The sequence below is a fragment of the Streptomyces sp. NPDC023838 genome (genome assembly GCF_040639555.1).
GTDB lineage: Bacteria > Actinomycetota > Actinomycetes > Streptomycetales > Streptomycetaceae > Streptomyces.
In genome coordinates this window covers 56,329-80,866 of sequence record NZ_JBFAAD010000015.1, presented here as the reverse complement: position 1 = coordinate 80,866, position 24,538 = coordinate 56,329, and the positions used below count along the sequence as shown (strand labels likewise).

Here is a 24,538-nt window from a genome sequence, read left to right as displayed (position 1 = left end):
TCACCGGGCACCCGACCCGGCAGCGAGGGCCTCCAGTTCGGGCACGAGCGCGGCCGGTGCGGGCAGCGTGGCCATCTCCTCGGCGACCTCGCGGGCGCCCGAGCGGTGAGCCGGGTCCTCCAGAAGCGCGCGCACCGCCCGCCGGATCGCCGCCGGGTCGTCCTGGGCGGCGGGGTCGGTGAGCTCCAGGGCGGCGCCCCTCTCGCGCAGCCGGGCGGCCCAGAGCGACTCGTTGCCGATCTGCGGCAGCACCAGCTGCGGCAGGCCGAACGCGCAGACGGTCAGCGCCGTTCCGGTGCCGCCGTGGTGGACGACGAGCTCGCAGGTGTCGAGGAAGAGATTGAGCGGTACGGGTTCCACGACCCGGGTGGAGGGCCCCACCGGCCCGAGTTCGCCGTGGTGGGCGGCCGGCAGCGTCACGACCGTCTCGACGTCCTCGATGCCCTCCAGCGCGTCCACCACGGCGCGGAACAGCGGAACACCGTTGAGCGAGGCGGTCAGTCCCCCCAGGGTGACGGCCACCCGGCGCCCGTGGGCGGGCTCGGCCAGCCACTGCGGCAGGGTGCCCGCGCCGTTGTAGGGGACGTAGCGCACCGGGGTGGCCCCGGCGGTGTCCGCGCCGCGGACCGAGGGCGGGCACGAGTCCAGGACCAGGCTCGGCCCGGGGAGTTCGCCGGTGAGCCCGTGGCGCGCGAAGCGGGCGCCGAGCAGGTTGCGCGCCATGCCCAGCACCTCGTCGGCGAACGGGTCGATGTCCCAGCGGTGGTGCACCACCGGGACGCCGAGCACCCCGCCCACGAGCAGCGCGCTGAACTCCATGGGGTCGCTCACGACCAGGTCGGGCCGCCAGTCGGCGGCGAACTCCAGGTACTCCTTCATCAGATAGCGGGCGTGCATCAGCCAGGGCATGGCCAGGGTGAACGGAGTCTGGTCGCTCACCTGCGCCCGGCCCGCCTGGTTGGGCCTCTTGCCCGGGGGCAGCTTGGCCGTCAGTGCCTCGACGGCGTCGTACAGGTCCCCGATCGCGAAGGCGGGCAGGCCGGCCGCGAGGGCGGGCGCCACGATGTCCGGCTGCCCCACGACCAGCACCTCGTGCCCCGCGGTGCGCAGGGCCCAGGCGAGGGGGACGATCGGTGTGAAATGGCTGGGCACCGGTGTGGCCATGATCAACACCCGCATGGGGCCTCCTCAGGGGCGGAGGGCAGCCCCCTCCGTACGGCAGATTCCCCCGGAGTATCCGGGCGCCCCTTCGACGCGCGTTCGAGAACGCGCGCCGGTCGGTCCCCCTTCGAACCGGCCTCGAAGAGGGTGTGAGCGGATGGGATCATGGTGGATCGAGTGCGACCTGTGTACTACCTGGTCTCCCCCGCGGGGATTCCCAACTACGGCGACGAGCTGATCGCCGCGAGCTGGCTGCGCCACCTCGCCGAGGCGGCCCCGGACGCCGACGTCGTGGTGGACTGCATCGGCCCCGAGGCGGCCGCCGCGCGGCTGGGCGCCCTGCATCCGCGCGCGCGGTTCGTGAACGGCCTGTGGCAGCTGTGCGTCCTCAACTGGTCGCCGGATCCCGCCCGTACGGCCGAGGCGGTCGAGGCCGCCGTGCGCGACCCGGACCGCAGCCCGGAACAGGCCGGGGCGCTGCGGCTGCTGCGCCGCGCGGAGGTGGTCCACCTGCTCGGCGGCGGTTTCATCAACGCGATCTGGGCCCCCTTCGCCGGCCTGCTCGCGGGGATCACGACCGCCACCGGGCTCTCGGGCGGGCGGGCCGCGATGACCGGGCAGGGGCTGTGGCCGCCGGCCGAGGGCGCGAGCGGTCTGATCCGCTCGCTCGCCGGGCGGTTCGCGGTCATCGACGTGCGGGACGCGGCCTCGGCGGAGCTGCTGGAGGCCGGGCCCGCCACGCAGAGCTGCGACGACGTCTTCCTCGACGCGGGCCCCCACCTCTACGACGACGGCGACGGCGTACCGGACGTGATGGTGAGCGTGCAGTCGCTGCTCGCCGACGGCGACCCGGACCAGCTGCTCGCCTTCGTCGCCAAGGTCGTCGGCGCCTGGGGCGCCGAGCGGGTGGGTCTGCTCGAGTGCGCGCCCGACCAGGACGCACAGATCCTGGAGCAGGCACGGGGGTTGCTGCCCGAGGTGCGCACCTACTCGATGGCGCGGGTGCTGGAGCGGGGCCTGCCCGTGCGCCCCGGACAGGCGTGGCTGACCACCCGCTTCCACCCCCATCTGGTGGCGGCCGCGGGCGGCGCGTCCGGTGTGGCGCTGAGCATCCGCCCGGACTACTACGGCACCAAGCACGGCTCGCTGATCGACGGCGGCTCCAACTGGCGGCTGCTGGAGGGTCTGGGCGCCCCGGACGCGATGGCGGTGCCGGACCGGCCGGAGAGCGGCGGCTACGCGCCGCAGACGCTCCAGCGCCTGCGCGCCGCCAAGCGGGCCGTCGCCGACCGCGTCTACGGCACCCGCTGAGACACCGTACGCATCAGGGCCGGCCCCGCAGTGGGGCCGGCCCTGACTCATGTCCGTCCGTCACACGGCGGCCACGGACTCCGTCAGCTGCCGCAGGACCTCGCTGGGGGCGGGTGCGAGGGCCATCTCGGCCTGGAGCCGGCCCGCCGCCGCACGCGGGGCGGGATCGTCGAGGAGGACGGCCAGCGCCGCGCGGAGGGCGTCCGGCCGGGCGGTCAGCCCCTCCAGCGCGACGACGGCCCCGGTCGCGGCGAGCCGCCGGCTGAAGGCGATCTGATCGCTCGCCATCGCGAGGGAGAGCTGCGGCACGCCCGCCACGGCGCCGTTCATCAGGCAGTTGTCACTGCCGTGGTGGACCAGCACGTCGGCCTCGGGCAGCAGCAGGTGGAGCGGGAAGTCCTCCAGCACCCGCACCCCCTGGGGGAGCGGCCCGAGCGCCCGTACCTGCTCGGGCGCCGCGGTCAGCACCACGTCGGCGCCGAGCGCCGCCGCGCCCTCCACCGCTTCGCGCAGCGCGGGTACGTCGGGCCCGTAGATGCCGGTGGCGGAGCGGCCCCACACCACGCAGACCCGGGGGCGCGTCCGCCGCTCCAGCGTCCAGGCCGGCAGCGCGCCGGGACCGTTGTACGGCACGTAGCGCACGGGCATCCGCACCGCGTCGCCGAGCGGCGGTACGGCCGACGGGGGCGAGGGGTCGATCACCCGGGTGATGCGGTCACGGCCCCAGGCCGGTACCCCGGGCCGGGCCATGTTGTTCACCAGATCACGCAGGGCCAGGTCGAGCCCCAGCTCCTCGTCGACCGTCCCGAACAGGCCGGGCGCGCAGTACACGCTCTCCACGCCCAGCTCGTCGGCCACCAGGGCGCCTTCCTCCGCCAGTACGTCGTGGCAGACGAGCTGGGGCCGCCAGGCACGGGCGAACTCCCGGGTGCGCAGATGGCTGATCCGCACGGCGTCGCCGTATTCACCGGTGAACGCCTTCTGTGCGGCGGCCACGTCGAACTCGTCCAGACGGGACACGCGTTGGCCGGTGACCGGGTGCAGCGGCAGCCCGGGCAGAGCGGCGCGTCCCTCCGCCACCTGGGCGTAGAGGTTCAGCCGCGCCATGTACATCATGTCGGGGCTCTCCAGCACGGGCACCGGCACCAGCCCGGCCCGGCCGATCGTGTCCGCCTGGGCCGGGGCGCACACCACCCGCACCTCGTGGCCCGCCGCCTGCGCCGCCCAGCCGAGCGGGATCATGCAGAAGTAGTGGCCGGCCCAGTTCGACGTCGTGAACAACAACCGCATGGTCGCCTCCAGCACAGCGTTCGGTACCAGGCCGGGTCCGGCCGGAGTGCGGCCGGACCCGGCGTCGAAGGAACAGGTCAAGGAACAAAAGGGAAGGAGAAGGGGGATGAGAGGGGCGCGGCTCAGCGGCGCCTGGCGATCCCCCGGACGGCCAGCGGGGCGAACACCGCGGCCACCACCAGCGAGGAGAGCAGGGTGTAGCAGACCGGCCGGGCGACCGCGCCGCCCAGGAGCAGGCCGCGCTCGGCGGCCGCCAGCCAGGTGACCGGGTTGACCTTGACAAACGCCTGGAGCCAGCCGGGCATCGTGTCGGTGCGGGCGAAGGCGCCGCTGATGAAGGTGAGGGGGATGGTGCAGAGGAAGGAGAGCATCTGCACCGTCTCGGCCGACTTCACCGACAGGCCGATCGCCATGGCCAGCCAGGCCAGGCCGAAGGAGAATCCGGCGAGCAGCAGCACCCCGTAGCCCAGGTGCCACCAGTGGGTGTGGACCCGGAAGCCGAGCGAGAAGCCGACGATCAGGACCAGCACGAGCGCCCACATCTGGAGCACCAGGTCCGCGAAGTAGCGGGCGAACAGCGGGGCGAGGCGGGAGATCGGCATGGAGCGGAACCGGTCGAAGACGCCGCGCGAGACGTCGCCGAAGAGGGCGGGCGCGCTGCTCATGGCCGCGAACACGGCGTTGTAGCCGAGCACTCCGGGCACCTCGTACTGCAGGTACTCATGGCTGGATCCCGCCATCTGCCCGCCGTAGATGTACGTGGAGAGCATCAGGAACAGGATGGGCTGGATGCCCAGCAGGAACAACGGCTCCGGGTTGTGCCGGATCTGGGTGAGGACACGCCAGGTCAGGGCCCTGGTGTGGCGGAAGGCCCGGAGCGGGCCGACGCGGCGGGCGCCTTTCTTGGCGGCGGCGGGGAAAGTGGCCGACGGGGTGAGGACGTCGGTGGTCATGCGGCGGTCTCCTCGCTGTGTGCGGCCGGGCCGGTGCCGGGCCCGGCGTCCTTGTCCTGCTGGGCGTCGGCGGCCGGGCCGCCGACGATGGCGAGGAACGCCTCGTCCAGGCTGGGCTTGCGCAGTCCGGCCTCGTCCAGCCGCAGCCCCGCCTCCTCCAGCCGGCGCAGCACCGCCGACATCAGTGCCCCGTCGGCCGAGGGGACGACGACCGTGCCGTCCTCCTCGGCCGCGTCGGGTGCGAGCGGGCGGACGGCGGCCAGCATCGCCGCGAGGTCGTCCGGGTCGTCCGGCCGTACGACGAGCGTGCGGTCGCCCACCCGCGCCTTGAGGACGGCGGCGGTGCCGCGGGCGGCGACCCGGCCCTTGTCGATGACGATGAGGTCGTCGGCGAGGCGGTCCGCCTCCTCCATGTACTGGGTGGTGAGCAGCACCGCGGTGCCCGCGTCCGCGAGCCGGCGCACCGAACGCCACAGCTCGATACGGCTCTTGGGGTCGAGCCCCGTGGTGGGCTCGTCCAGGAAGAGCACCTGCGGCCTGCCCACCAGGCTCGCCGCCAGGTCGAGCCGGCGCCGCATACCGCCCGAGTAGGTCCGTACCGTACGCCGGGCGGCGTCGGTGAGCCCGAACTCCTCCAGCAGCTGCGCCGCCCGCTGCCGGGCGTCGGCCCGGCTCATCTCCAGCAGCCGGGCGACCAGGATGAGGTTCTCGGCGCCGGTGAGGTTCTCGTCGACGGCCGCGTACTGTCCGGTGAGCGCGATGAGCCCGCGTACCTGGGCCGCCTCGCGCACCACGTCGAAGCCGCCGATCAGGGCCCGTCCCGCGTCCGGTTTGACGAGGGTGGACAGGATGCGCACGGCGGTCGTCTTGCCGGCGCCGTTCGGTCCGAGCAGACCGAGCACCTGTCCCTCGCGCACCGCCAGGTCGATGCCCGCCAGGGCCTCAACGTCGCCGTAGCACTTGGCCAGTCCCTCGGCGAGCAGTGCCTCTGTCATGGTGGTCCTTTCTCCTGTGCCGTTCCGCCCCGGATGGTCGCGGGGATCACTGATACGGCGCTGATACGGGGCTGACCGCGGGCCGGGCCAGCACGGCGGCGCAGACGGCGGCGAGCCGGGCGAGGTGGTCCGCGCCGCTGTCGTCGCCCGCCCGCCAGCACACGAACCCGTCCGGCCGCACCAGGACGGCGCCGCTGTCGAAGACCCCGTGGGCCGCGGCCCACCCGCCGTCCACGTCGCGCAGCGCCTCCCCGACGCGGTGGACGCGGACGCCGAGGCCGGGATCGAGGCGGCGCCCCGCGTCGGCCCACCGCCCGCCGCGCTCCGCGCACATCAGCACGAAGGCGCTCCGGTACAGGTCCAGCGTGGACAGCCGGACGCCGTCACGTTCGAGGACGTGGTGGGGGGCCCGGGTGCCGGGTTCGCCCGTGAACTGAACGGCGGCCGCGGGTACCGGCTCGCCGGGGTGCTCCGCCAGCACGGCCTCGGAGCGGTAGCGGTGGCCCAGCACGGCGGCGAGCGGGTGCGGCGCGGGGCTGTCCTTCCCGGCGGAGAGGTCCTTCCCGGCCGGGCTGTCCTTCCCGGCGGGGGCGTCCTTCCCGGCGGGGGCGTCCTTCCCGGCGGGGGCGTCCTTCCCGGCCGGGCTGTCCTTCCCGGCCGGGCTGTCCTTCCCGGCGGGGCTGTCCTCCCGTCCGCCCGAGCGCCGGCGCATCTGCTGACGTACCGACTGCTCTGTGGCGGCGAGCGCCACCGGACGGCGCTCCTGCTCATAGGTGTCGAGCAGTCCCGCTCCCGCGGTGCCGCGCAGCAAAGCCGCCAGCTTCCAGGCGAGGTTGTGCGCGTCCTGGATGCCGGTGTTGCCGCCCAGGCCGCCGGCCGGCGCCATCACGTGCGCCGCGTCGCCCGTGAGCAGCACCCGGCCCTCGCGGTAGCGGTCCGCCGTCCACGAGGCGAGCTCCCAGGTCTGCACGCTCACGCCCGGAGCGTCCAGGTCCCGCAGGAGCTCCGGCTGAGGGCAGGGCGCCCCGACGGCGGCCCGGATCAGCTCCAGGCAGCGGGCGGCGGTGAAGTCGGCGGCGCTCTCGCCCCGTTCGGGCCGGTAGGGGACCATGAGGACCCAGCGCTCGGGGTGGTCGAGCCGGGTGAGCATGGTGTGGGCGACGGGCTCGTCCAGGTAGCACAGCGCCAGCGGACGCCCGCGCAGCGGCCCGGAGAGGTCGGCCCGGAAGGGGATGTTGGCGTAGTGGGCGATGCTGCCCACGCCGCTGGTCCTGATGGAGAGGGCGGCCCGCACCGGGGAGCGGTGGCCGTCGGCCGCCACCAGATAGCGGGCCCGCACGACGTGCCCGGTGTCATCTCGCAGGTCGCGCAGGTGCACGCGCACTCCGTCGGCGTCCTGCTCGAAGGTCTCCAGCCGGGTGGCGAACCGCAGCCGCGCGCCGCGCCGTTGGGCGTGGGTGCGCAGGACTGCCTCCACCTCGGGCTGGTCGACCAGCACGGGCGCGGTCGGGCTGATCGCCGTGAACGCCCCGGCCGCGGGGCGTGCCGCCCGGAAGAGCTCCTCGCCCGTCAGGGTGCGCGCCTGGGCGATCTGCGGCAGGTCGCGCAGGACGGAGGCGGGGGCCGCGCGCAGCGCCTCCTCCACACCGGCGGCGCGCAGCACCTCCATCGAGCGGAGGTTCAGTCCGCGCCCGCGCGGCAGCCTCGACGGCTCCCGGCGCTGTTCGACCAGGAGCGTGCCGACACCCTGGTCGGCCAGGAAGAGCGCGAGGGACAGGCCCACCAGCCCGCCACCCGCCACCACCACTTCGACATTGCTTTCCATGCCTGCTTCCCGTCACGTGAGTCACCTGCCCGAGCAGGGTGACGTGCGGGCTTCGAACGTGCTTCGAAGCGGCGCCGCAAGGATGTGCTCGCCCCTCAGTCACGGAAGGTAGCCATGACCCAGAACGAACTGCCCGGCGTCGATGTCCGGCAGCTGCACGACATCGCCCGCGGCTATGTCAAGACCGCTCTGCTGCGCACCGCGTTCGACCTGCGCCTCTTCGACCCGCTCGCCGAGGGCCCGCTGACCGCGTCGGCTCTCGCCGAGCTCAAGGACACCGACCCGCGGGGGATGCGCATCCTGCTGGACGCCCTGGCCGCGATCGGCCTGCTGTACGCCGAGGGCAACACCTACGCGCTGCCCGCCGGCGGCGAATCCCTGCTCGTCAGCACCGGCTCGCAGTTCTTCGGCGGCGCGGTGCGGCTCGGCGCGAGCGACTGGGAGTGGGACGCGCAGAAGAACCTCATCGACGCGGTGCGCCACGGCGGGACCGTCGCCGACACCCACGCGCTGACCCCCGAGTTCGACTACTGGCAGGAGTTCGCCACCAGCACCTCCTGGTTCAACAACGGCGCCGCCGAGCTGATGGCCGATCAGCTCGTCCCGTGGTCCAAGGACCGCGAGAGCGTCGACGTCCTCGACATCGCCTGCAGCCACGGCAGTTACGGATTCACCTTCGCGCAGCGCGAGCCGCGGGCCACCATCACCGGCCTGGACTGGCCCAGCGTCCTGGAGATCACCCAGCAGCACGCGGAGCGGCTCGGTGTGGCCGACCGCTTCAAGACCCTGCCGGGCGACATGTTCAAGACCCCGCTCGGCGGCCCGTACGACATCGTGATGCTCACCAACGTGCTGCACCACTTCTCGCGGGCCGAGGCGGTCGAGCTGCTCAAGCGCGCGGCCACGGCGGTCAAGCCGGGCGGCCGGATCGCGGTCGTCGGCCACACCACCGACACCGATGACACCCCGCACACCAACCCGCTGCCGTACATGTTCTCGGTGATCATGCTGGTGCAGACGCACAGCGGCGAGACCCACTCCGTCGACACCTACAAGGACATGCTCACCGAGGCGGGCTTCGTGAACCCCACCGACCACCGCGCCGAGAAGGCCATGCACCGGCTGTTCCTCGCCGAACGCGCCTGACCGGGAAGGATGCGCTCATGCCGCAGACCGGACCCGCCGCGATGACCACCGCGCGGCACCCCGCACCAGAAGGCGGCGGGCTGCCCGCCGCCGCCGGCGCGGCCCGGCCCGTCGTGGCCGGCCACGCACGCTCCGCCGACCGCGAGCGGGTGCTCGCGCCCGAAGCCGTACAGGCGATCACCGCGGCCGGGTTCGCCCGGCACTTCGTGCCCCGGCGGTTCGGCGGCGCGGCCGGCACCTTCACCGACTTCGTCGGCGCGGTCACCGAGGTCGCCGCGGGCTGCACCAGCGCGGGCTGGTGCGCCGCCCTCTTCGCCTCGCACGCCCGGATGGCGGCGTATCTGCCCGCCCGGGGCCAGCAGGAGATATGGCGCGAAGGCCCCGACGCCCGGGTGTCGGCGGGGTTCGTCCCGACCACCACCGCCACCGCCGCGCCGGGCGGGTGGCTGCTCGACGGCTCCTGGAACTTCATCAGCGGGGTCGACTTCGCCGACTGGATCCTGCTGTCGGCCTGGGAGCTTGACCCGGCCGAGAAACGGCTGCGGTTCTTCGCCGTGCCGCGCGCGGCCTGCGAGGTCCAGGACACCTGGTTCACCGTGGGACTGCGCGGCACGGGCAGCAAGACCGTGGTCCTCAGCGAGGTGTTCGTCCCCGAACACCGCTCGTTCTCCCAGGCCGTGCTGCTGGCGGGCACCGCGCCCGAGACCGAGCCCGCCCGCTGCCACGCGGTGCCCTTCCGCCTCGTCAACGGACTCACCATGGTGACGCCGGCGGTGGGCGCGGCGCAGGGGGCGCTGGACGCCTGGTCGCGGTGGATCGCGCGCAAGAGCGAGGTCCTCATGGGCCGCACCGTTCCGTCCGCCGAGAAGGCGTCGGTCCAGGCCGCCCTCGCCCGGTCCTCGGCCGCCGTGGAGACGGCCGCCCTGCTCATCGGGCGGATCGCCGCCACCGCGGACGCCGCGGGCGAGGTCACACCCGACGCGGTCCCGCGCAGCCACCGCGATTACGCGATCGTCGCCGAGTCCCTCCAGGACGCGGTGGACCGGCTGCAGCGGGAGAGCGGGGCACGCGGCCAGGCCGAGGGCAGCCCCGTCGAGCGGGCCTGGCGCGACGTCCACGCGGCGGGCAGCCACGCCGCCCTGCAATTCGACAGCAACTGCGCGGTGTACGCCCGGCACACGCTGGGCGCCTACCCGCCCGCCACCAAGGAGGCGGCCTCCCATGGCTGACCAGGTCCCGGCCCCGGCGTCCGGCACACCGGCCCCGCTGCGCCTGCACGCCCTCGCCTACAGCCTCGGCGTCACGGCCGCCGTGACCGCCGCCGCGCGGCTCGGGCTCGCCGACGCGGTCGGGGAGGAGCCCGTGCGGCCCGCCGAGCTCGCGGCGGCGGTGGGCGCCGACGAGGAGGCGCTGGTCCAGCTGCTGCGGGCGCTGGTGTGCCACGGCGTCTTCCGGGAGGCCGAGGAGGGCGGGTACGCCCACACCGAGCTGTCCCGGCTGCTGCGCACCGACGCGCCCGCCAGCCGCAAGGCGATGGCCCTGCTGGCGGGCGCCCCGTTCGCCTGGCGGATCTGGTCCCGCCTCGACGACGCGGTGCGCACCGGCGAAAGCGTCTTCCCCGGCCTGTACGGCAAGCCCCTCTTCGCCCATCTGCACGAGGACGAACCGGAGCTGGGCGCGCTCTTCGACCGGGCGATGGCGAAGTCCGGCGAAACGTCGGCCGTGGCGGTCGCGGCGGCGCTCGACCTGGCGGGCACGGACACGGTCGCGGACATCGGTGGCGGCCACGGCACCCTGCTGCGGGCGCTGCTGGAGCGCCATCCGGCCCTCAACGGCGTGCTGTTCGACCTGGAACAGGTGGTGGCCCACGCCGATCCGGTGCTGCGCGAGGGCGGTGAACTCGCCGGCCGCTGCCGGCTGGTGAGCGGTGACTGCCACATCGAGGTGCCGGTGACGGCCGACGTCTACCTCCTCAAGGGCGTCGTGCACATGTGGAACGACGCCACGGCCGTCGCGGCCCTGCGCACCCTGGTGCGCGAGGCCCGCCCCGGCGCGCGGGTGGTCCTCGTCGAGCAGGTCCTCGACGCCACCGACAACCCCGAGATCGCCACCGTGATGAATCTGCTGATGCTGGTCAGCCAGGGGGGCCGGGAGCGCACGGCGCGGGAGTTCCGCACGCTGCTGGAGCGGGCGGGCCTGGAGTTCCGCTCCATCACGGCGACCGGCTCGGTGGTGCGTCTGATCGAGGCCGTGGTCCCCGGCGCGAGGTGACCTGGGGCCTGGCCGGGCGGATCCGGTCGCCCGCGAAGTGCCTTCGCCTTTCGGATCCGGTTGCCCCGGCCGCGGTTCAGCGGCCGGCCGCCGCGGCGAGCCGGCCGGCCCAGGCCTCGGGGCCGGCCGCCGCCGCGGCCGTACCGGCCCGGTAGGCCGCCTCCAGCGCGGGCCCGGCCGCCAAGTCCGCGCAGCGGGCCCGTATCCGCACCGTGTCGGGGTGGGTGCGGCCCGCCCGGCCGGTCAGACCGTCCCCGACGCCGAGCAGGCCCATGGCCCGCTCGGCGTAGCCGTGTTCCTGGGCGATGTCGGCGCCGAGCCGGGCCACGGCCGCGATCAGGCGCGGGTCACCCAGGTGCAGGGCGTGCGTCATCGCCTCCGCGTACCGCTCGGCCGCGCTGGCCGTGCGCCGCTCGGCCACGTCGATGTGCCCCTGCCCGCACAGCGTCAGGGCGAGCTGTTCCGCGTCGGGCCACCCGGTGGTGCCCGACGCCGCGGGGCCGCCGGCGAGGACGGCCGCGGCGCCCGCCGGATCGCCCTGCCAGCGCACGACGTCCGCCAGCGCCCAGCGCACCCGCGGCACGCAGCGGGTGATGCCGAACCGCCGGGCCGTCTCCAGGGCCCGCTCCAGCTCACCGCGCCCGCCGGCCATGTCGCCGCCGCGGGCGCGTTCCCCGCCCAGCCGGGCCCGGATGGTGACCTGGTCCTCCAGCGCGCCGAGCTCGACCGCCAGATGGAGCGCGTCCTCCAGCAACTGCGCCGCCTCACCGGGTCCCTCGGCGGTCGCGGCGATCTCGGCGAGGGCGCTCAGAGCCTGGATCTGTGCCCACCGCTCCCCCGCCGCGCGGGCCTCGCGCAGCGCCGCCCGGTAGTGGTGGCGGGCCGTGTCCGCGTCGCCGCGCACGGCGTGCAGATGACCGCAGTTGAGGTGCCCGCACGCCCGGGTCCACGGATTGGCCTCGCGCGTGAGGCGGTCCATCGCGTCCAGCGCCCCGGCCGGGTCCTGGTCGAGCATGTGCAGCATGGCCTGGAACGCGGCGAGTTCGGGACGCTCGGGCGCCCCGGGCGGGCGGGTGTGCCGCGCCAGTTCCATCCACTGCCGGATCCCGGCCATGGCCTCGGACACCGGGTGGGCGGTGGCGGCGGGCGCCAGGGCCGACATGATCAGTACGAGGGCGCGGGCGTCGGCGGGGGTGTCCTCGCCCGCGACGGACAGGGCCCGGGCCGCCCGTTCCGCCGCCTCGATCTGCTGCCCGCTCAAGAACCAGTACCAGCCGAGCGCCGCCACCATCCGTACCGCGAGGGCGCCCTCGCCGGCCTCCACCGACCAGTACAGCGCCGCCTGGAGGTTGTCCTGCTCGGCGCGCAGGCGGCCCAGCCAGACCACCTGGTCGGCGCCGAGGAGCTGCCACTCGGCCGACTCCGCGAGTTCCAGGAAGTACCGGGCGTGCGCGGCCCGCACCGCCTCCCCCTCACCGGGCGGCAACTGCTCGCGCAGGTACTCGCGGATGCTGCCCAGCATCCGGTAGCGCGCCTGCCCGCTGGTCTCGTCGAGGAAGACCAGCGACTTGTCCACCAGCGCGGTGACCAGATCGAGGACCCGCTCGGGCGCCACCCCCGCCCGCGGCGCCGAGCAGACGCGCTCCGCCGCCTCCAGGGTCGCCCCGCCGGCGAAGACCGCCAGCCGGCGGGCCACCAGGCGCTCCTCGGCGCCCAGCAGCTCCCAGCTCCAGGCGACGACGGCGTCGAGGGTGCGGTGGCGGGCGGGGTAGCCCCGGCGGTCGGCGGTCAGCAGCCGGAAGTGCTCCTCCAGGCGGGCGGCGATCTGGGCGGGCGACAGGGCCCGCAGCCGTGCCGCCGCCAGTTCCAGGGCGAGCGGCAGACCGTCGAGCCGACGGCATATCCGGGCCAGGTCGGCCGCGTTGGCGGCGTCGGCCGCGAACGACGGGCGTATCTCGCGGGTCCGCTCGGCCAGCAGGCGTACGGCCGGGCTCGCGGCCACCTCCGCCGCCGCGGCGCCGAAGGGCGGCACCGGCAGCGGACCCAGCGGCAGTACGGCCTCGCCGGCGACGGCGAGCGGCTCACGGCTGGTGGCCAGGACCCGCACCCCGGGACAGGCGGCGAGCAGCTCCTCACCGAGCCCGGCCACCGCGTCGAGCAGGTGTTCGCAGTTGTCGAGCACCAGCAGCAGGCGCCGGTCCCCGATGAGGGCCGCGAGCCGTTCGCGGGTGGCGCCGACGGCGGGCGCCGGGGCGGACAGCACCGCCGGGCCGCCCGGTTCGAGGGCGTCCAGCACGCTCTGCGCGACCCGGTCCGGGTAGCGCAGCTCCGCCAGGTTCACCCAGCGCACCCCGTCGTCGAACCGGTCGGCGAGGACGTGTGCGGCCTCGGTCGCGAGCCGGGTCTTGCCGATGCCACCGGGGCCGACGAGGGTGACCTGGCGCCGCTCGGCCAACAGGGCGGCGACCCGGGCGAGTTCGGCCTCGCGGCCCAGGCACGCGGTGAGCCGGGCCGGGGCCCCGGTGCGTACGGACACCGCCGGGGCCGCGGCACCCCGGCGGGCCGGCCCGCCGGGCGCCGGCTCGCCGCGCAGGACCGCCAGATGGATGTCCGCGAGCTCCTGGGAGCAGTCGATGCCGAGCTCGGCGAGGGCGCGGCGGGTCTGCCCGTACACCTCCAGGGCGTCCGCCTGCCGTCCGGCCGCGCGCAGGGCCAGCATCAGCCGGGTCGCCCATCGTTCGTCGGTGGGCGCGGCGGCGGCGAGCCGTTCGAGCTCGGGCACGGTCTGCGCGGCCCGGCCCACCGCCAGGTCCGCGTCGATCCGCGCGGCCAGGGCGGACCACCGCAGTTCCCGGGCGTGCGTGGCGGGTGCCAGGGTGAACGGGGCGCCGGCGGCCTCCGGGAACGCCTCTCCGCGCCACAGCTCCAGCGCCCGGCGCAAGGTGGCCGCCGCCAGGTCGGGCCGGTCGGGCAGCTGCTCGCGGCCGAGCGCGGTCAGTTCCTCGAACCGCCACAGGTCCACGGCCTCGGGTCCGACGCCGAGCGCGTACCCCGCCAGGGTCGAGTCGACGGGCAGCTGGGGGGCGAGCCTGCGCAGCCTCGACACCAGCGCCTGCACGGCGTTGAGCGGATTGGCGGGTGTGGCGGTGTCGCCCCACACGTCGTCGATGAGCCGCTGGCGGGCCACCGGGCGGCCGCCGGCCAGTGCGAGGCGGATCACCAGGGTGCTCAGGCGGGTCCCCGGCAGCAGGACCTCGTTGCCCAGCGGGTCGCGGACCACCAAGGGGCCGAGGACCGCCACCCGGATGCCGGCCTCCGCCATGGTGCCCGCCCCTCCTCGGCTCTGTTTCCGGCTGGCGACACTACCGGATGCGTCCATGCCCGCCGGGGCCTGCTCGGCCTGGATTCGAAGGTCCCTCGGCGCCGCTTCGTTAGGTTCCGTCTCGGCCGTCGCCCCGAGGACAAGGTCAGCAGCATGCCCATTTCTTCCACGGAGTCCGCCCCCGCCGACCTCGCCGGTCCGTACGGGCGGATCGCCGCCTCCGCACGCGCGGCGGACAGCCCCGTGATGCCGAACGCGCGCTTCGACGCCTGGTTCGCCGGCCGCCGCCGGCGAGGCGTCTTCCAGGTGACCCGTATCCCCTTCGCCCGGCTGTCGAACTGGAGCTTCGATCCCACAACCGGCGCCCTGGCGCACGACAGCGGCCGGTTCTTCTCGGTGGAGGGGCTGCGGGTCGAGGCCGACGACCCGATCGGCAGCTGGGAGCAGCCGATCCTGGTGCAGCGCGAGATCGGCATTCTCGGCATCCTGGTCCGCGAGTTCGACGGCGTCCCGCACTTCCTGATGCAGGCGAAGCTGGAACCGGGCAACACCGGCGCGGTGCGGCTGTCGCCGACCGTCCAGGCCACCCGCAGCAACTACACCGGGGTGCACCGGGGCCGCACCATCCCCTACATCGAGCATTTCGTGGAGCCGCGCGGCGGGCGTCTGCTCGTGGACAGCCTCCAGTCCGAGCGCAGCGCCTGGTTCCTGCGCAAGCGCAACCGGCACATGGTCGTCGAGACCCTCGACGCCGTCCCGGACCACGAGGACTTCTGCTGGCTCACCCTGGGCCAGCTGCGTGCCCTGATGCACCGGGACAACGTCCTGAGCATGGAGGCGTGCTCGGTGCTGGCCTGCCTGCCGGGCGCGGCCGGCCCCGACGACGGCCGCGCCCTGCACCGCCTGGAGGAGGTGACGAGCCGGCTGTGCGAGATCAAGGCCCGTTACGAAGTGGCGCAGCACCGCGTCCCGCTGCGCGACACCGCGTCGTGGCGGCGGCTCGACGACGAGATCTCCCGCCCCGACGGCAAGTACTTCAAGGTCATCGCCGCCGAGGTGCACGCCGACAGCCGGGAGATCCTGCACTGGTCGCAGCCTCTGCTGGCGCCGGCGCCCGGCGGCCACGCGGTCCTGCTGACCCGCAGGATCCACGGCGTGCGCCATGTCCTGCTGCACGCCCGGGTCGAGGCGGGGGCGCTCGACGTCGCCGAGTTCGGCCCGACCCTGCAGTGCACCCCGGACAACTACCGCGACGCTCCCGCCGGGCGGCGCCCGCGCTTCCTCGACCACGTGACGTCCGCGCCCTCGCCACGGGTGCTCTACGACGCCGTGCTCTCGGAGGAGGGCGCCCGGTTCCACCACGCCGAGGTCCGCTACCGGATCATCGAGACGGGCGACGAACTGGCCGATGTGCCCGACGAGTTCGTATGGGTGACGGCCGCTCAGATCGGCCGTCTGCTGCGGCACGGCTACTACCTCAACATGCAGGCGCGCACCCTCGTCGCCGTGCTGCACTCGCTGGACTGACCGGTCTGCGGCCCCGTACGGGACGGGGCCGCGGAACACGCTCAGCGCACCAGGGCGCCCAGCTCGGCGACCTCGGCCACCAGCCGGGCGGCCAGCCGCTCGGCGTCGGCGCGCCCCATCACATCGGTGCGGTAGCGCAGCAGACCGCCCAGGTCCGGATGCGGACGCAGCTCCAGATGGAGCTCGGGCACCCAGGTTTGGGGAGCCACCCGGATCTGCTCGCCGTGCAGGCCGGCGACGATCTCCACCCGCGGCGGCGGCACCTCCTCCAGGGCGAAGTACGCCTGGAGCAGCGGGTGGCGCCGGAATCCGGCGGGCACGTCGGGCAGTTGGAGGTCGATGGACAGCAGGGGCGCGCTCATCGCCTCGCGCAGCTGCCCGGCGGCCTGGCGGACCAGCTCCCGGGGCTCGGCGGCCGGGGTGAGGCGCAGGGCGAGCATGCTCGCGTAGCAGCCGATGGACTGCGCGGAGTCCGGTCCGAAGCGGCCGGCCACCGGGGTGCACACCGCGAGGTCGTCCGCGCCCGTGTGGGCGCGCAGCACCCGTGCGAAGGCGGCCAGGAAGACGGCGCTCGCGGTGCCGCCCACCGCGGCCGCGGCCCTTCCGGTGGCCGACATCAGCTCCTGGGTGAGCTCCAGCTCCACCTCGGCGGCCGGTCCGTAGCGTGCGATGCCCGACGCACCGGGGAACCTCAGCCAGTCGACCCCCGCCACGCGTTCGCGCCAGGACCGGGCGGCCGCCTCGCGGCGGGGCGCCTGGTCGCGTGTCTGGGCCCGGTAGGTGGCCAGGAAGGAGGGGGCGGGGCCGTCGAAGGCGGGCCGCCCTGCGGCCAGCGCCCGGTAGGCGGCGAACAGGTCGCGCCAGAACAGCCGGGTCGACCAGGCGTCGAAGGCGATGTGGTGCCCGACCACGGCGAGCAGCCACTCCCCTTCCTCGGTCGCCGTCAGCCGGGCCCGCACGGGCAGTGCGCCGCGCAGCGCGAACGGCGCGGTGAGCCAGCGGCGTACCTCCTCCTCGGCGCGCGCCCGCGGCGGCGGCGGGCCCTGGTCCACCCGCAGCAGGCCGGTGGCCCGCTGCGGGGGCAGCACCTCGGCGCTGGGGCCCGTCCGGCCCGGCCCGAAGCGGGTCCGCAGCACGTCGTGGCGGGCCACCACGGCGTCGAAGGCGGCGTTCAGCACCGCCGGGTCCAGCTCGCCGCGCAGGACGAACAGCATCGGCATGACGGACTCGTGGAGGTCGGGTTCGTCCTCGGACATCCGCCAGAACTTCTCCAGCGAGAACAGCGCCCCGTCCGCCCCCGCGTCCAGCGCCCCGTCCGGCGCCGTCTGCCGGGCCGCTGCCTCCCCCGGCGCGTCCTGCGGCCGGGGCCCGTCCTCGGCGAGCCGGGCCAGTACGGCCCGCACGGTGCGGCCCTCCAGGACGTCCACCTCGCTCACCGGGCGGCCGAGCAGCCGGGCCAGCCGGGTCGCGATGCGGATCGCGGTCATGGACGTCGCCCCGTGGTCGAACAGGTCGTCGTCGGGGCCGACCCGGTAGCCGAGCAGATCCCCGGCCACCGACAGCGCGGTCCGCAGGGTCTCCCCGTCATCGGCGCGGCCGTCCTCGCCCGCCCGGGCCGGGCCGTGGGACGCGGCCGGGACCAGGGCGGGCAGCGCCCGGTGGTCCACCTTGCCGTTGGGCAGCTTCGGCAGCCGGTCGACGACCGCGATGCGCTCGGGCACGGCTGCGGCGGGCAGTGCCTCCCGGGCGGTCTTGGCGACCACGTCACGGTCGGGCAGCGGGCCGCCCTCGGCGCTGACGACGGCCGCCAGGCCCGTGGCGCGGCCGGCGGCGTCGCTCAGGGCGAGCACCACGGCCCGTCTGACCGCCGGGGCCCGTTCCAGTACGGCCTCGATCTCCGCGGGCTCGATCCGCACCCCGCGGATCTTGATCTGCCGGTCGCGGCGCCCGACGAAGACGAGCCGCCCGCGCGCGTCCCGCCGGGCCACGTCGCCGGTGAGGTAGACGCGGCGCGGCGCGCCGTCCAGCTCCAGGACGACGAAGTGCCGGGCGCTCTCCCCGGGATCGCCGAGGTAGCCGAGCGCGAGCCCGTCCCCGCCGATCACGATCTCGCCGGCCGCGCCGTCGGCCACCGGCCGCCGGTCCTCGTCCAGCAGCCAGACGTCCGTGCCGGGCAGGGGCCGGCCGATGGGGAACTCGGGCTCGGGCCGTGCCGCGTCCAGCAGGTGGGCCGTGGTGAAGGTGGTGGACTCGGCGGGCCCGTAGGCGTGCACGAGCCGGATGTCCCGGTGGTGGCGCAGCAGCGCCGTCAGATGACGGCCCGAGTGCCGCTCCCCGCCGGTGATGAGCAGGTCGAGCCCGGCCAGGCAGTCGATGTCGTCGTCGACGAGCGCGTTGAAGGCGACGGTGGTGAGGAAGAGCGTGTTGACGCCCTGGGCGACCGCCGCGCGGATGCGCGCACCGGTGGGGTGGGCGCCGCCCGACAGCACGACCGTGCCGCCGCGCAGCAGCGGCACCCACAGTTCCCAGGCCAGCAGGTCCCACGCGGTGGAGCCGGTCTGGTAGGTCACCATGCGGCCGGGCGGCACACAGTCGGACTCCTGCGCCAGCCGCAGCACCCCGCGGTGCGAGGCGACGACGCCCTTGGGGACGCCGGTGCTGCCGGAGGTGAAGAAGACGCAGAGGGGCTCGTCCCCGGTGGCGGGCGCCGCGGCCGGCCGGGCGGGCGCGCCGCCGCTCGCGCGGGCCACCTCGGCGAGGGCGACGGTCCTGGCCCCCGCCACCGGCGCCTCGTCGCTGCCGGTGAGGCACAGCCGGACCTCGTCCAGGCCCGCGATCCACTCGTATCTGCCGCGCGGCCAGTCGGGCGGGACGACCGTGTACGCCGCCCCACAGCCGAGGATGCCCAGCAGCGCCACCACGGTGTCCGCCGTGCACGCCGCGCGGACGGCCACGACGTCGCCCGGGCCCACCCCGAGCCCGGCCAGCGCCGCGGCGCCGGCCTCGGCCCGCTCGGCCAGTTCCCGGTAGGAGGTGTCCGTGCCCTCGAAGCGGAGCGCGGGCTCCTGCGGCGAGCGCCGTGCCCGGGCGAGGACGCGTTCGTACAGCGACTCCCCGTCGGGGTGGCGACTGGACGCGGACGGTTTCTGCCTCTCCATGGCGGCCTCCTTGGCAACGGTCCCGGTGGGCGGTCCCGGCTCCGGGTCAGGGCGGATCCTCGGCCATGGCCTTCAAGCCGCCGTCGAATCGAATCCGGCTGGACCGGGTCTCGAACCGCGGCCCGCAGGATCGCGGGAAACCGCAGCGGACCGCGCCGCCCCGTCCTTCGGAGGAACACCGTGGATCTTGGCCTTGCCGACCGGGTCGTCCTGGTCACCGGCGCCACGCGAGGCATCGGCCTCGCCACCGCGCGCGCCTTCGCGGCCGAGGGCGCCCGGGTGGCGCTGACCTACCACGGGGACCGGGAGGGCGCCGACCGCCTGGTCGCGGAGCTGGGCGGCGGCGAGCGGGCCCTGGCGGTCCGTTACGCCCTGGACGAGCCGGGCTCGCCCGAGGCGGCCGTCGCCGACGTGGCCCGGCGCTGGGGCGGGGTGGACGTGCTGGTGGCCAACGCCTACCGGCGCGGCCCGCGGCGCGGCCCCGCCGTCCGCTTCGAGGACGTACCCGCCGACCAGTGGCGGGCCACGCTGGACGACAACCTCGCCGGTACGGTCCGCACCGCCCAGCTCGTCCTGGGGCACATGCGCGCCCAGGGGTGGGGCCGGGTGGTCCTCGTCTCCTCGCACATCGCCACGCACGGCCGCCGCGGCCAGGAGGTGTACGGCGCGGCGAAGGCCGCGCTGCACGGGCTGGCCCGCAGCCTGTCCTGGGAGGCGGGCCCGGACGGCGTCCTCGTCAACACCGTGGCGCCCGGGCTGACCCTCACCGAAGGGGTGCTGGGCGCGCTGCCGCCGGCCCTGCGCGAGCAGGAGCGCGAGCGCACCCCGACCGCGCGGCTGTCCGAGCCGGACGCCGTGGCGGCGGCGCTCGTCTTCCTGGGCTCGGCGGCCAACACGAACATCAGCGGCCAGCTGCTGCACGTCGACGGCGGGCGCTAGGGCCGCGTCGGCCCGGCCCACTCACGGGGAGAGAACTGTGAAGGTTCAGGACATCTACATCGACTCCGTCGGCCTGTACGTGCCCGCGACGGTCGACTCCGCGCACGCGGTGGCGCAGGGCCACTACGAGGCGGAGGCCTACGAGGAGACCGGGCTCACCGGGGTCGCCGTCTCACCGGGCGTCTCCGGCCCCGACATGGCGGTCATCGCCGCCGAGCAGGCCTTCGAGCGCGGTGTGCGCACCCGCTCCGACATCGACGCGCTCTTCCACTCCTCGTGCTTTTACGAGGGGCCGGACGCCTGGTGCGCGCAGAACTACGTGCAGCTGCAGACGGTGGGCCGGGCGACCGGACGCAGCGTCCCCGCCTTCGAGGTCCGGCACGGCTGCAACGGCATGTTCGACGCTTTCGAGCTGGCCGTCTGCTATCTGCGGGCCGCCGAGGACCGCGAGAGCGCGCTGGTCACCCTCGGCGACAACCTCGACTCGCCCCTGGTGGACCGGTGGCGCTCGGCGCCCTTCCAGCTCATCGGGGACGCGGGGGCGGCGGCGGTGCTCTCCAAGCGCGCGGGCTTCGCCCGGCTGAAGTCGGTCGGCACCGTCCTCGTCCAGGAGCTCGAGGCGCTGCACCGGGGCAGCGAGCCGCTCTTCCCTCCGCCCGCGACCACCCGCGCCCCGCTCGACCTGGGCAAGCGGTCGCGGGACTTCTTCACGACCACGTCCTACGCGGACTTCAACCGCCACAGCCTCGAGGGCTTGCGCACCCTCGTGGACCGGCTGACCGACGAGGCCGGCATCACGCTCCAGGACGTCGCCCGGGCCTCGTACATGAGCGTGTCCCGGGACTTCACCGAGCAGCGCCTGATGATGCCGCTGGGGCTCGGGATGGAGAAGTCCTGCTGGGAGTACGCCAGGGGCGTCGGCCATCTCGCGTCGGCCGACCACCTCGCGGCCCTGGACCATCTGCTGCTCACCGGGGCGCTGGTGCCGGGCGACCACATGCTCATGGTCGGCCTGGCGTCCGGGCTGTCCATCGCCGGCGCCGTGGTCGAGATCCTTGCCACCCCGCCCTGGCTCTCCTGACCGGCCGGAGGCCTCGACCATGCGCATCCTCTTCGCCACCTGGGCCGCACCCGGCCATCTGTTCCCGATGGTGCCGCTCGCCTGGGCCGCCCGCGCCGCCGGGATCGACGTACGCGTCGCGGCGCCCCCGTCCTGCCAGGACGCCGTGCGGCGCACCGGGCTGCCCGGCGTCGCGATCGGCCCGGACACCCCGCCCGAGCGCAAGGGCCCGGCCCGTAACACCAAGTCCTGGGGCAGCGACCGGCCCTGGCCCGACGGCTGGACCGCCCGGCCGGAGCTGCTCGACGACTGGCAGACGACCGTCCTCGACTACACGGCGGGCAAGCAGGTGGCCGCCGCCGCGACGATGACCGACGACCTGGTCGCCTTCGCCCGCTGGTGGCGGCCCGACCTGGTGGTGTGCGACGCGCTCTGCTTCGCCGGGCCCGTCGCCGCGGCGGCCGTGGGGGTGCCGCACGTCGTCAAGGGCTGGGAGCTGGGCACGCTGCTGCGCGCCGAGCGGGCGGGCCGGCGGGGCGACTGGCTGCCCGGCTACGCCGAACTGTTCGAGCGGTACGGGGCTCAGCCCCGGGAGTGCGCCGCCCATCTCATCGACACCGCCCCGCCCGCTCTGCACCTGCCCGAGTCGTTCGAGGTGCGCCGCACCCCGATGCGGTACGTCCCCTTCAACGGCGCCGGGACCGCGCCCGCCTGGCTGGCGAAGCGGCCCCGGCGGCCCCGGGTGTGCGTGACGAGCGGCGTCGCGCTCGGCAGCTACGACCCGGCGACCGCGGCCCGGGTGACCGGCGAGCTCGCCCAGGCGGTCACCGGACTCGGTGTCGAACTCGTGGTCGCCGCCGGGGCGGGCGGGGGCGGGGCGGCAACCACCGTGCCCGGCGCCCGTGTCGCCGAGTCGGTGCCCTTCCATCTGCTGCTGCCCACCTGCGACGCGGTGGTCCACCACGGCGGTGCGGGCACGGCCATGACCGCCGTCGCCTGCGGTGTGCCCCAGCTGGTCCTGCCGCAGTCCCCGCCCTACGCGGAGATCGCCCACCGGGTACGGCGGGCGGGCGCCGGGACCGTACTCGACCCCGACAGCGACCCCGCCGCGGTGCGCGACGCGCTGGCGCGGCTGCTGGAGTCCGAGCGCCACCCGACGGCCCTGGCCCGGCTGCGCGCCGAGATGGACGCGATGCCCACGCCCGCCGAGACCGTCATCGCCCTGGAAGCCCTGGCCCGTGAGGGCGTGTGAGGAGAACATCGTGTCGTACGACGGCGTCGTGACGTCATCGGAGCAGTTCCACCGCTGGTTCGCCGAGCGCGGCCGGGCCACCGACTACCGGGTGAAGGAGGTACCGCTGGACCGTCTCACCGGATGGCACACCGACCCGGACACCGGGAACCTGGTGCACCACACCGGCCGCTTCTACACGGTCGAGGGCGTCCAGGTGAGCGTGCGGGACGGGGCGAGCTGGTCGCAGCCCATCATCGTGCAGCCGGAGATCGGCATCCTGGGCGTGCTGGCCAAGGAGTTCGACGGGGTCCCGCACCTCCTGATGCAGGCGAAGATGGAGCCCGGCAACATCAACACCCTCCAGCTGTCGCCCACCGTCCAGGCCACCTACAGCAACTACACCCGGGTGCACCAGGGCAACCCCGTGCCGTATCTGGAGCACTTCACCGACCCGCGCCGCGGGCGCCCGCTCGCGGACGCCCTGCAGTCGGAGCAGGGTTCGTGGTTCCTCGGCAAACGCAACCGCAACCTCATCGTCGAGACCACCGAGGACGTGCCGGTCCGGGACGGCTTCCGCTGGATATCCCGGGCGCTCCTGGACGAGCTGCTGGCCGTCGACAACCTGGTCAACATGGACGCGCGCTGTGTCCTGGCCGCCCTGCCCCCGGCACCCGCCTTCGCGGCGCCCGACGAGGACTCCTTCGCGGGGGCCCTCGCCCGCTCCGCCACGGCCCCCGCGCACCCGGCGACGCTGCTGAGCCGGTTCACCGCCCTCAAATCGCGCCGGCAGCTGACCCGGCGCCGCATCCCGCTGCGCGAGGTGGCCGGGTGGCACCGCACGGCGGACCGGGTCGTCCACGACGGGGGCCGCTACTTCTCCGTCCTCGGCGTCGACGTCGAAGCGGGCGACCGCGAGGTCCCCAGCTGGTCGCAGCCGCTGCTCGCCCCGGCGAGCCGGGGCCTGATCGCCCTGGTGACCCGGCGCGTCGACGGTGTGCTCAAGGTGCTGCTGCAGGCGCGCACCGAGGCCGGCACCTTCGACACGATGGAGCTGGGGCCCACCGTCCAGTGCGCGCCCGCCAACTACCCGGCGGGCGGCCCGCCCCGGCCTGCCTTCCTCGACGAGGTGCTCCGGGCCCCGGCCGGGCACATCCGCTTCGACGCGGTCCACTCGGAGGAGGGCGGCCGGTTCCACCACGCCGAGAACCGCTACCTCGTGGTCGAGGCGGACGACGCCTTCCCGGTGGACGTGCCCGAGGGATACCTGTGGGCGACGCTCGGCGAGGTCTCGGAACTGGTGCGCCACGCCCACTACCTGAACGTGGAAGCGCGGTCCGTCCTGACCTGCCTGCATTCGCTGCGGACACCGTGATGAGACGGGTGGTGGTGCTGGGCGGCAGCGGATTCCTCGGCCGCCACATCTGCCGCGCGCTCGCGGCCTCGCACTGGGACGTGGTGTGTGTGGGGCGCCGTCCGCACGGCGCGGGCGCTGTCCGCTGCGTCCGGGCCGACCTGGGTGACGCGGACGCCGGCGCTCTCGCCGCGCTGCTGGCGCGGGAGCGGCCCGCGGTGGTCGTCAACGCCGCCGGCGCGGTGTGGGGCGCCACCGACGCGCAGATGACCGAGCTCAACGCGGTGCTGGTGGAGCGCCTGATCGACGTGGCGGGCGCACTGCCGGTGCGGCCGCGGCTGGTGCAGATCGGCTCGCTGCACGAGTGCGCGCCGTCCGCGCCGCCCGGGCCGGGGCCCGCCGAACCGGCCACCGTCTACGCCCTCTCCAAGGCCCGGGCCACCCGCGCCTTACAGGCCGCGTCCGAGGCCGGTCTGGTCGAGGCGGTGGTGCTGCGCGTCTCCAACACGCTCGGGGCCGGCGCCCCGGCCGGCAGTCTGCTCGGCGGTATCGCGGACCGGCTCGCGGCGGCGGACCGGGCGGGCGGCACCTGCCGGCTGGAGCTGCCGCCGCTGACCGCGCGGCGCGACTTCGTGGACACCCGCGACGTGGCCGACGCGGTGGTACGGGCGTGTGCCCGCGCCGCCGCCGACGGCCGGGTGCTGGAGGTCGGGCGCGGCAGCGCCGTCGGCGTACGCGCCCTGATCGACGACCTGATCGCCGTGAGCGGCGTACCCACCGCGATCTCGGTGCGCTCCCCCGCATCCGGCACGACCGCCCGCAGCTCCTCGCTCGGCGAGCAGCGGGCGGACATCCGCGCCATCCGTGAACTGCTGGGCTGGCAGCCGCGGTTCACGCCACGCGACGGCCTGGTGGCGCTGTGGTCGGCCGCCCGGTGACCGCTGACCGCCGCCTCGCCGAGGCGTCGAAGCAGTCTCGAAACCACCGGTCCATGG

17 protein-coding genes are annotated in these 24,538 nt (G+C 75.1%); 10 read left to right on the top strand and 7 right to left on the bottom strand.

Annotated features, from left to right (window positions below; genetic code table 11):
• Positions 1-1,179 carry a nucleotide disphospho-sugar-binding domain-containing protein gene (locus tag AB0G17_RS19925; protein ID WP_361384045.1) on the bottom strand — a complete coding sequence of 393 codons (1,179 nt, stop codon included), beginning with the start codon at positions 1,177-1,179 and terminating at the stop codon, positions 1-3.
• A gap of 159 nt (positions 1,180-1,338) precedes the next feature.
• Between AB0G17_RS19925 and AB0G17_RS19920 the strand changes: the two genes are divergently transcribed.
• Positions 1,339-2,472, top strand: a complete 1,134-nt coding sequence (locus tag AB0G17_RS19920; protein WP_361384042.1) for a polysaccharide pyruvyl transferase family protein — start codon at positions 1,339-1,341, stop codon at positions 2,470-2,472.
• A gap of 60 nt (positions 2,473-2,532) precedes the next feature.
• Here the strand turns inward: AB0G17_RS19920 and AB0G17_RS19915 are convergent, their stop codons facing one another.
• The 4 genes from AB0G17_RS19915 to AB0G17_RS19900 are packed head-to-tail and all read right to left on the bottom strand — an operon-like array spanning position 2,533 to position 7,535.
• Positions 2,533-3,843: a nucleotide disphospho-sugar-binding domain-containing protein gene (locus tag AB0G17_RS19915; protein ID WP_361384039.1), complete on the bottom strand. Its 1,311-nt coding sequence runs from the start codon at positions 3,841-3,843 to the stop codon at positions 2,533-2,535.
• Between the two features lie 41 nt (positions 3,844-3,884).
• Entirely contained in the window at positions 3,885-4,715 is an 831-nt protein-coding gene (locus AB0G17_RS19910) for an ABC transporter permease (RefSeq protein WP_361384036.1), read from the bottom strand.
• Positions 4,712-5,710, bottom strand: a complete 999-nt coding sequence (locus AB0G17_RS19905; protein ID WP_361384033.1) for an ATP-binding cassette domain-containing protein — start codon at positions 5,708-5,710, stop codon at positions 4,712-4,714. Before AB0G17_RS19905 ends, AB0G17_RS19910 begins: the two co-directional genes overlap by 4 nt.
• A gap of 46 nt (positions 5,711-5,756) precedes the next feature.
• Positions 5,757-7,535 (bottom strand): FAD-dependent monooxygenase, encoded by a 1,779-nt coding sequence (locus AB0G17_RS19900; protein WP_361384030.1) that lies wholly within the window; start codon positions 7,533-7,535, stop codon positions 5,757-5,759.
• A 114-nt stretch (positions 7,536-7,649) separates the two neighbouring features.
• On the opposite strand from AB0G17_RS19900, the gene AB0G17_RS19895 reads away from it, so the two are divergent.
• From AB0G17_RS19895 to AB0G17_RS19885, 3 genes are read left to right on the top strand one after another with little or no spacing between them, the layout of a single operon-like run.
• Positions 7,650-8,681, top strand: a complete 1,032-nt coding sequence (locus AB0G17_RS19895) for a class I SAM-dependent methyltransferase (protein WP_361384027.1) — start codon at positions 7,650-7,652, stop codon at positions 8,679-8,681.
• Positions 8,682-8,698: 17 nt separating this feature from the next.
• The gene (locus tag AB0G17_RS19890; protein ID WP_361384024.1) at positions 8,699-9,910 is read left to right on the top strand and encodes an acyl-CoA dehydrogenase family protein; all 1,212 of its coding nucleotides are present in this window, start codon (positions 8,699-8,701) and stop codon (positions 9,908-9,910) included.
• Positions 9,903-10,952 carry a methyltransferase gene (locus AB0G17_RS19885; RefSeq protein WP_361384021.1) on the top strand — a complete coding sequence of 350 codons (1,050 nt, stop codon included), beginning with the start codon at positions 9,903-9,905 and terminating at the stop codon, positions 10,950-10,952. Before AB0G17_RS19890 ends, AB0G17_RS19885 begins: the two co-directional genes overlap by 8 nt.
• 76 nt (positions 10,953-11,028) lie before the next feature.
• On the opposite strand, the gene AB0G17_RS19880 is transcribed toward AB0G17_RS19885, so the two are convergent.
• Positions 11,029-14,274, bottom strand: coding sequence for a BTAD domain-containing putative transcriptional regulator (locus tag AB0G17_RS19880; protein WP_361384018.1), 3,246 nt, complete (start codon positions 14,272-14,274; stop codon positions 11,029-11,031).
• 153 nt (positions 14,275-14,427) lie between these two features.
• On the opposite strand from AB0G17_RS19880, the gene AB0G17_RS19875 reads away from it, so the two are divergent.
• Positions 14,428-15,801, top strand: coding sequence for an NDP-hexose 2,3-dehydratase family protein (locus AB0G17_RS19875; protein ID WP_361384015.1), 1,374 nt, complete (start codon positions 14,428-14,430; stop codon positions 15,799-15,801).
• Between the two features lie 41 nt (positions 15,802-15,842).
• Here the strand turns inward: AB0G17_RS19875 and AB0G17_RS19870 are convergent, their stop codons facing one another.
• Entirely contained in the window at positions 15,843-18,959 is a 3,117-nt protein-coding gene (locus AB0G17_RS19870; RefSeq protein WP_361384012.1) for an amino acid adenylation domain-containing protein, read from the bottom strand.
• A 180-nt stretch (positions 18,960-19,139) separates the two neighbouring features.
• Between AB0G17_RS19870 and AB0G17_RS19865 the strand changes: the two genes are divergently transcribed.
• From AB0G17_RS19865 to AB0G17_RS19845, 5 genes are read left to right on the top strand one after another with little or no spacing between them, the layout of a single operon-like run.
• Complete coding sequence (locus AB0G17_RS19865) at positions 19,140-19,898, top strand: SDR family oxidoreductase (protein WP_361384009.1); 759 nt, start codon at positions 19,140-19,142, stop codon at positions 19,896-19,898.
• A 37-nt stretch (positions 19,899-19,935) separates the two neighbouring features.
• Positions 19,936-20,979, top strand: a complete 1,044-nt coding sequence (locus AB0G17_RS19860) for a ketoacyl-ACP synthase III family protein (protein ID WP_361384006.1) — start codon at positions 19,936-19,938, stop codon at positions 20,977-20,979.
• Positions 20,980-20,998: 19 nt separating this feature from the next.
• On the top strand, positions 20,999-22,210 hold the full coding sequence (locus tag AB0G17_RS19855) for a nucleotide disphospho-sugar-binding domain-containing protein (protein WP_361384003.1): 1,212 nt from the start codon (positions 20,999-21,001) through the stop codon (positions 22,208-22,210).
• 10 nt (positions 22,211-22,220) lie between these two features.
• On the top strand, positions 22,221-23,564 hold the full coding sequence (locus AB0G17_RS19850) for an NDP-hexose 2,3-dehydratase family protein (protein ID WP_361384000.1): 1,344 nt from the start codon (positions 22,221-22,223) through the stop codon (positions 23,562-23,564).
• Positions 23,564-24,481, top strand: a complete 918-nt coding sequence (locus AB0G17_RS19845; protein ID WP_361383997.1) for an NAD(P)-dependent oxidoreductase — start codon at positions 23,564-23,566, stop codon at positions 24,479-24,481. Before AB0G17_RS19850 ends, AB0G17_RS19845 begins: the two co-directional genes overlap by 1 nt.
• Positions 24,482-24,538: the final 57 nt, after the last annotated feature.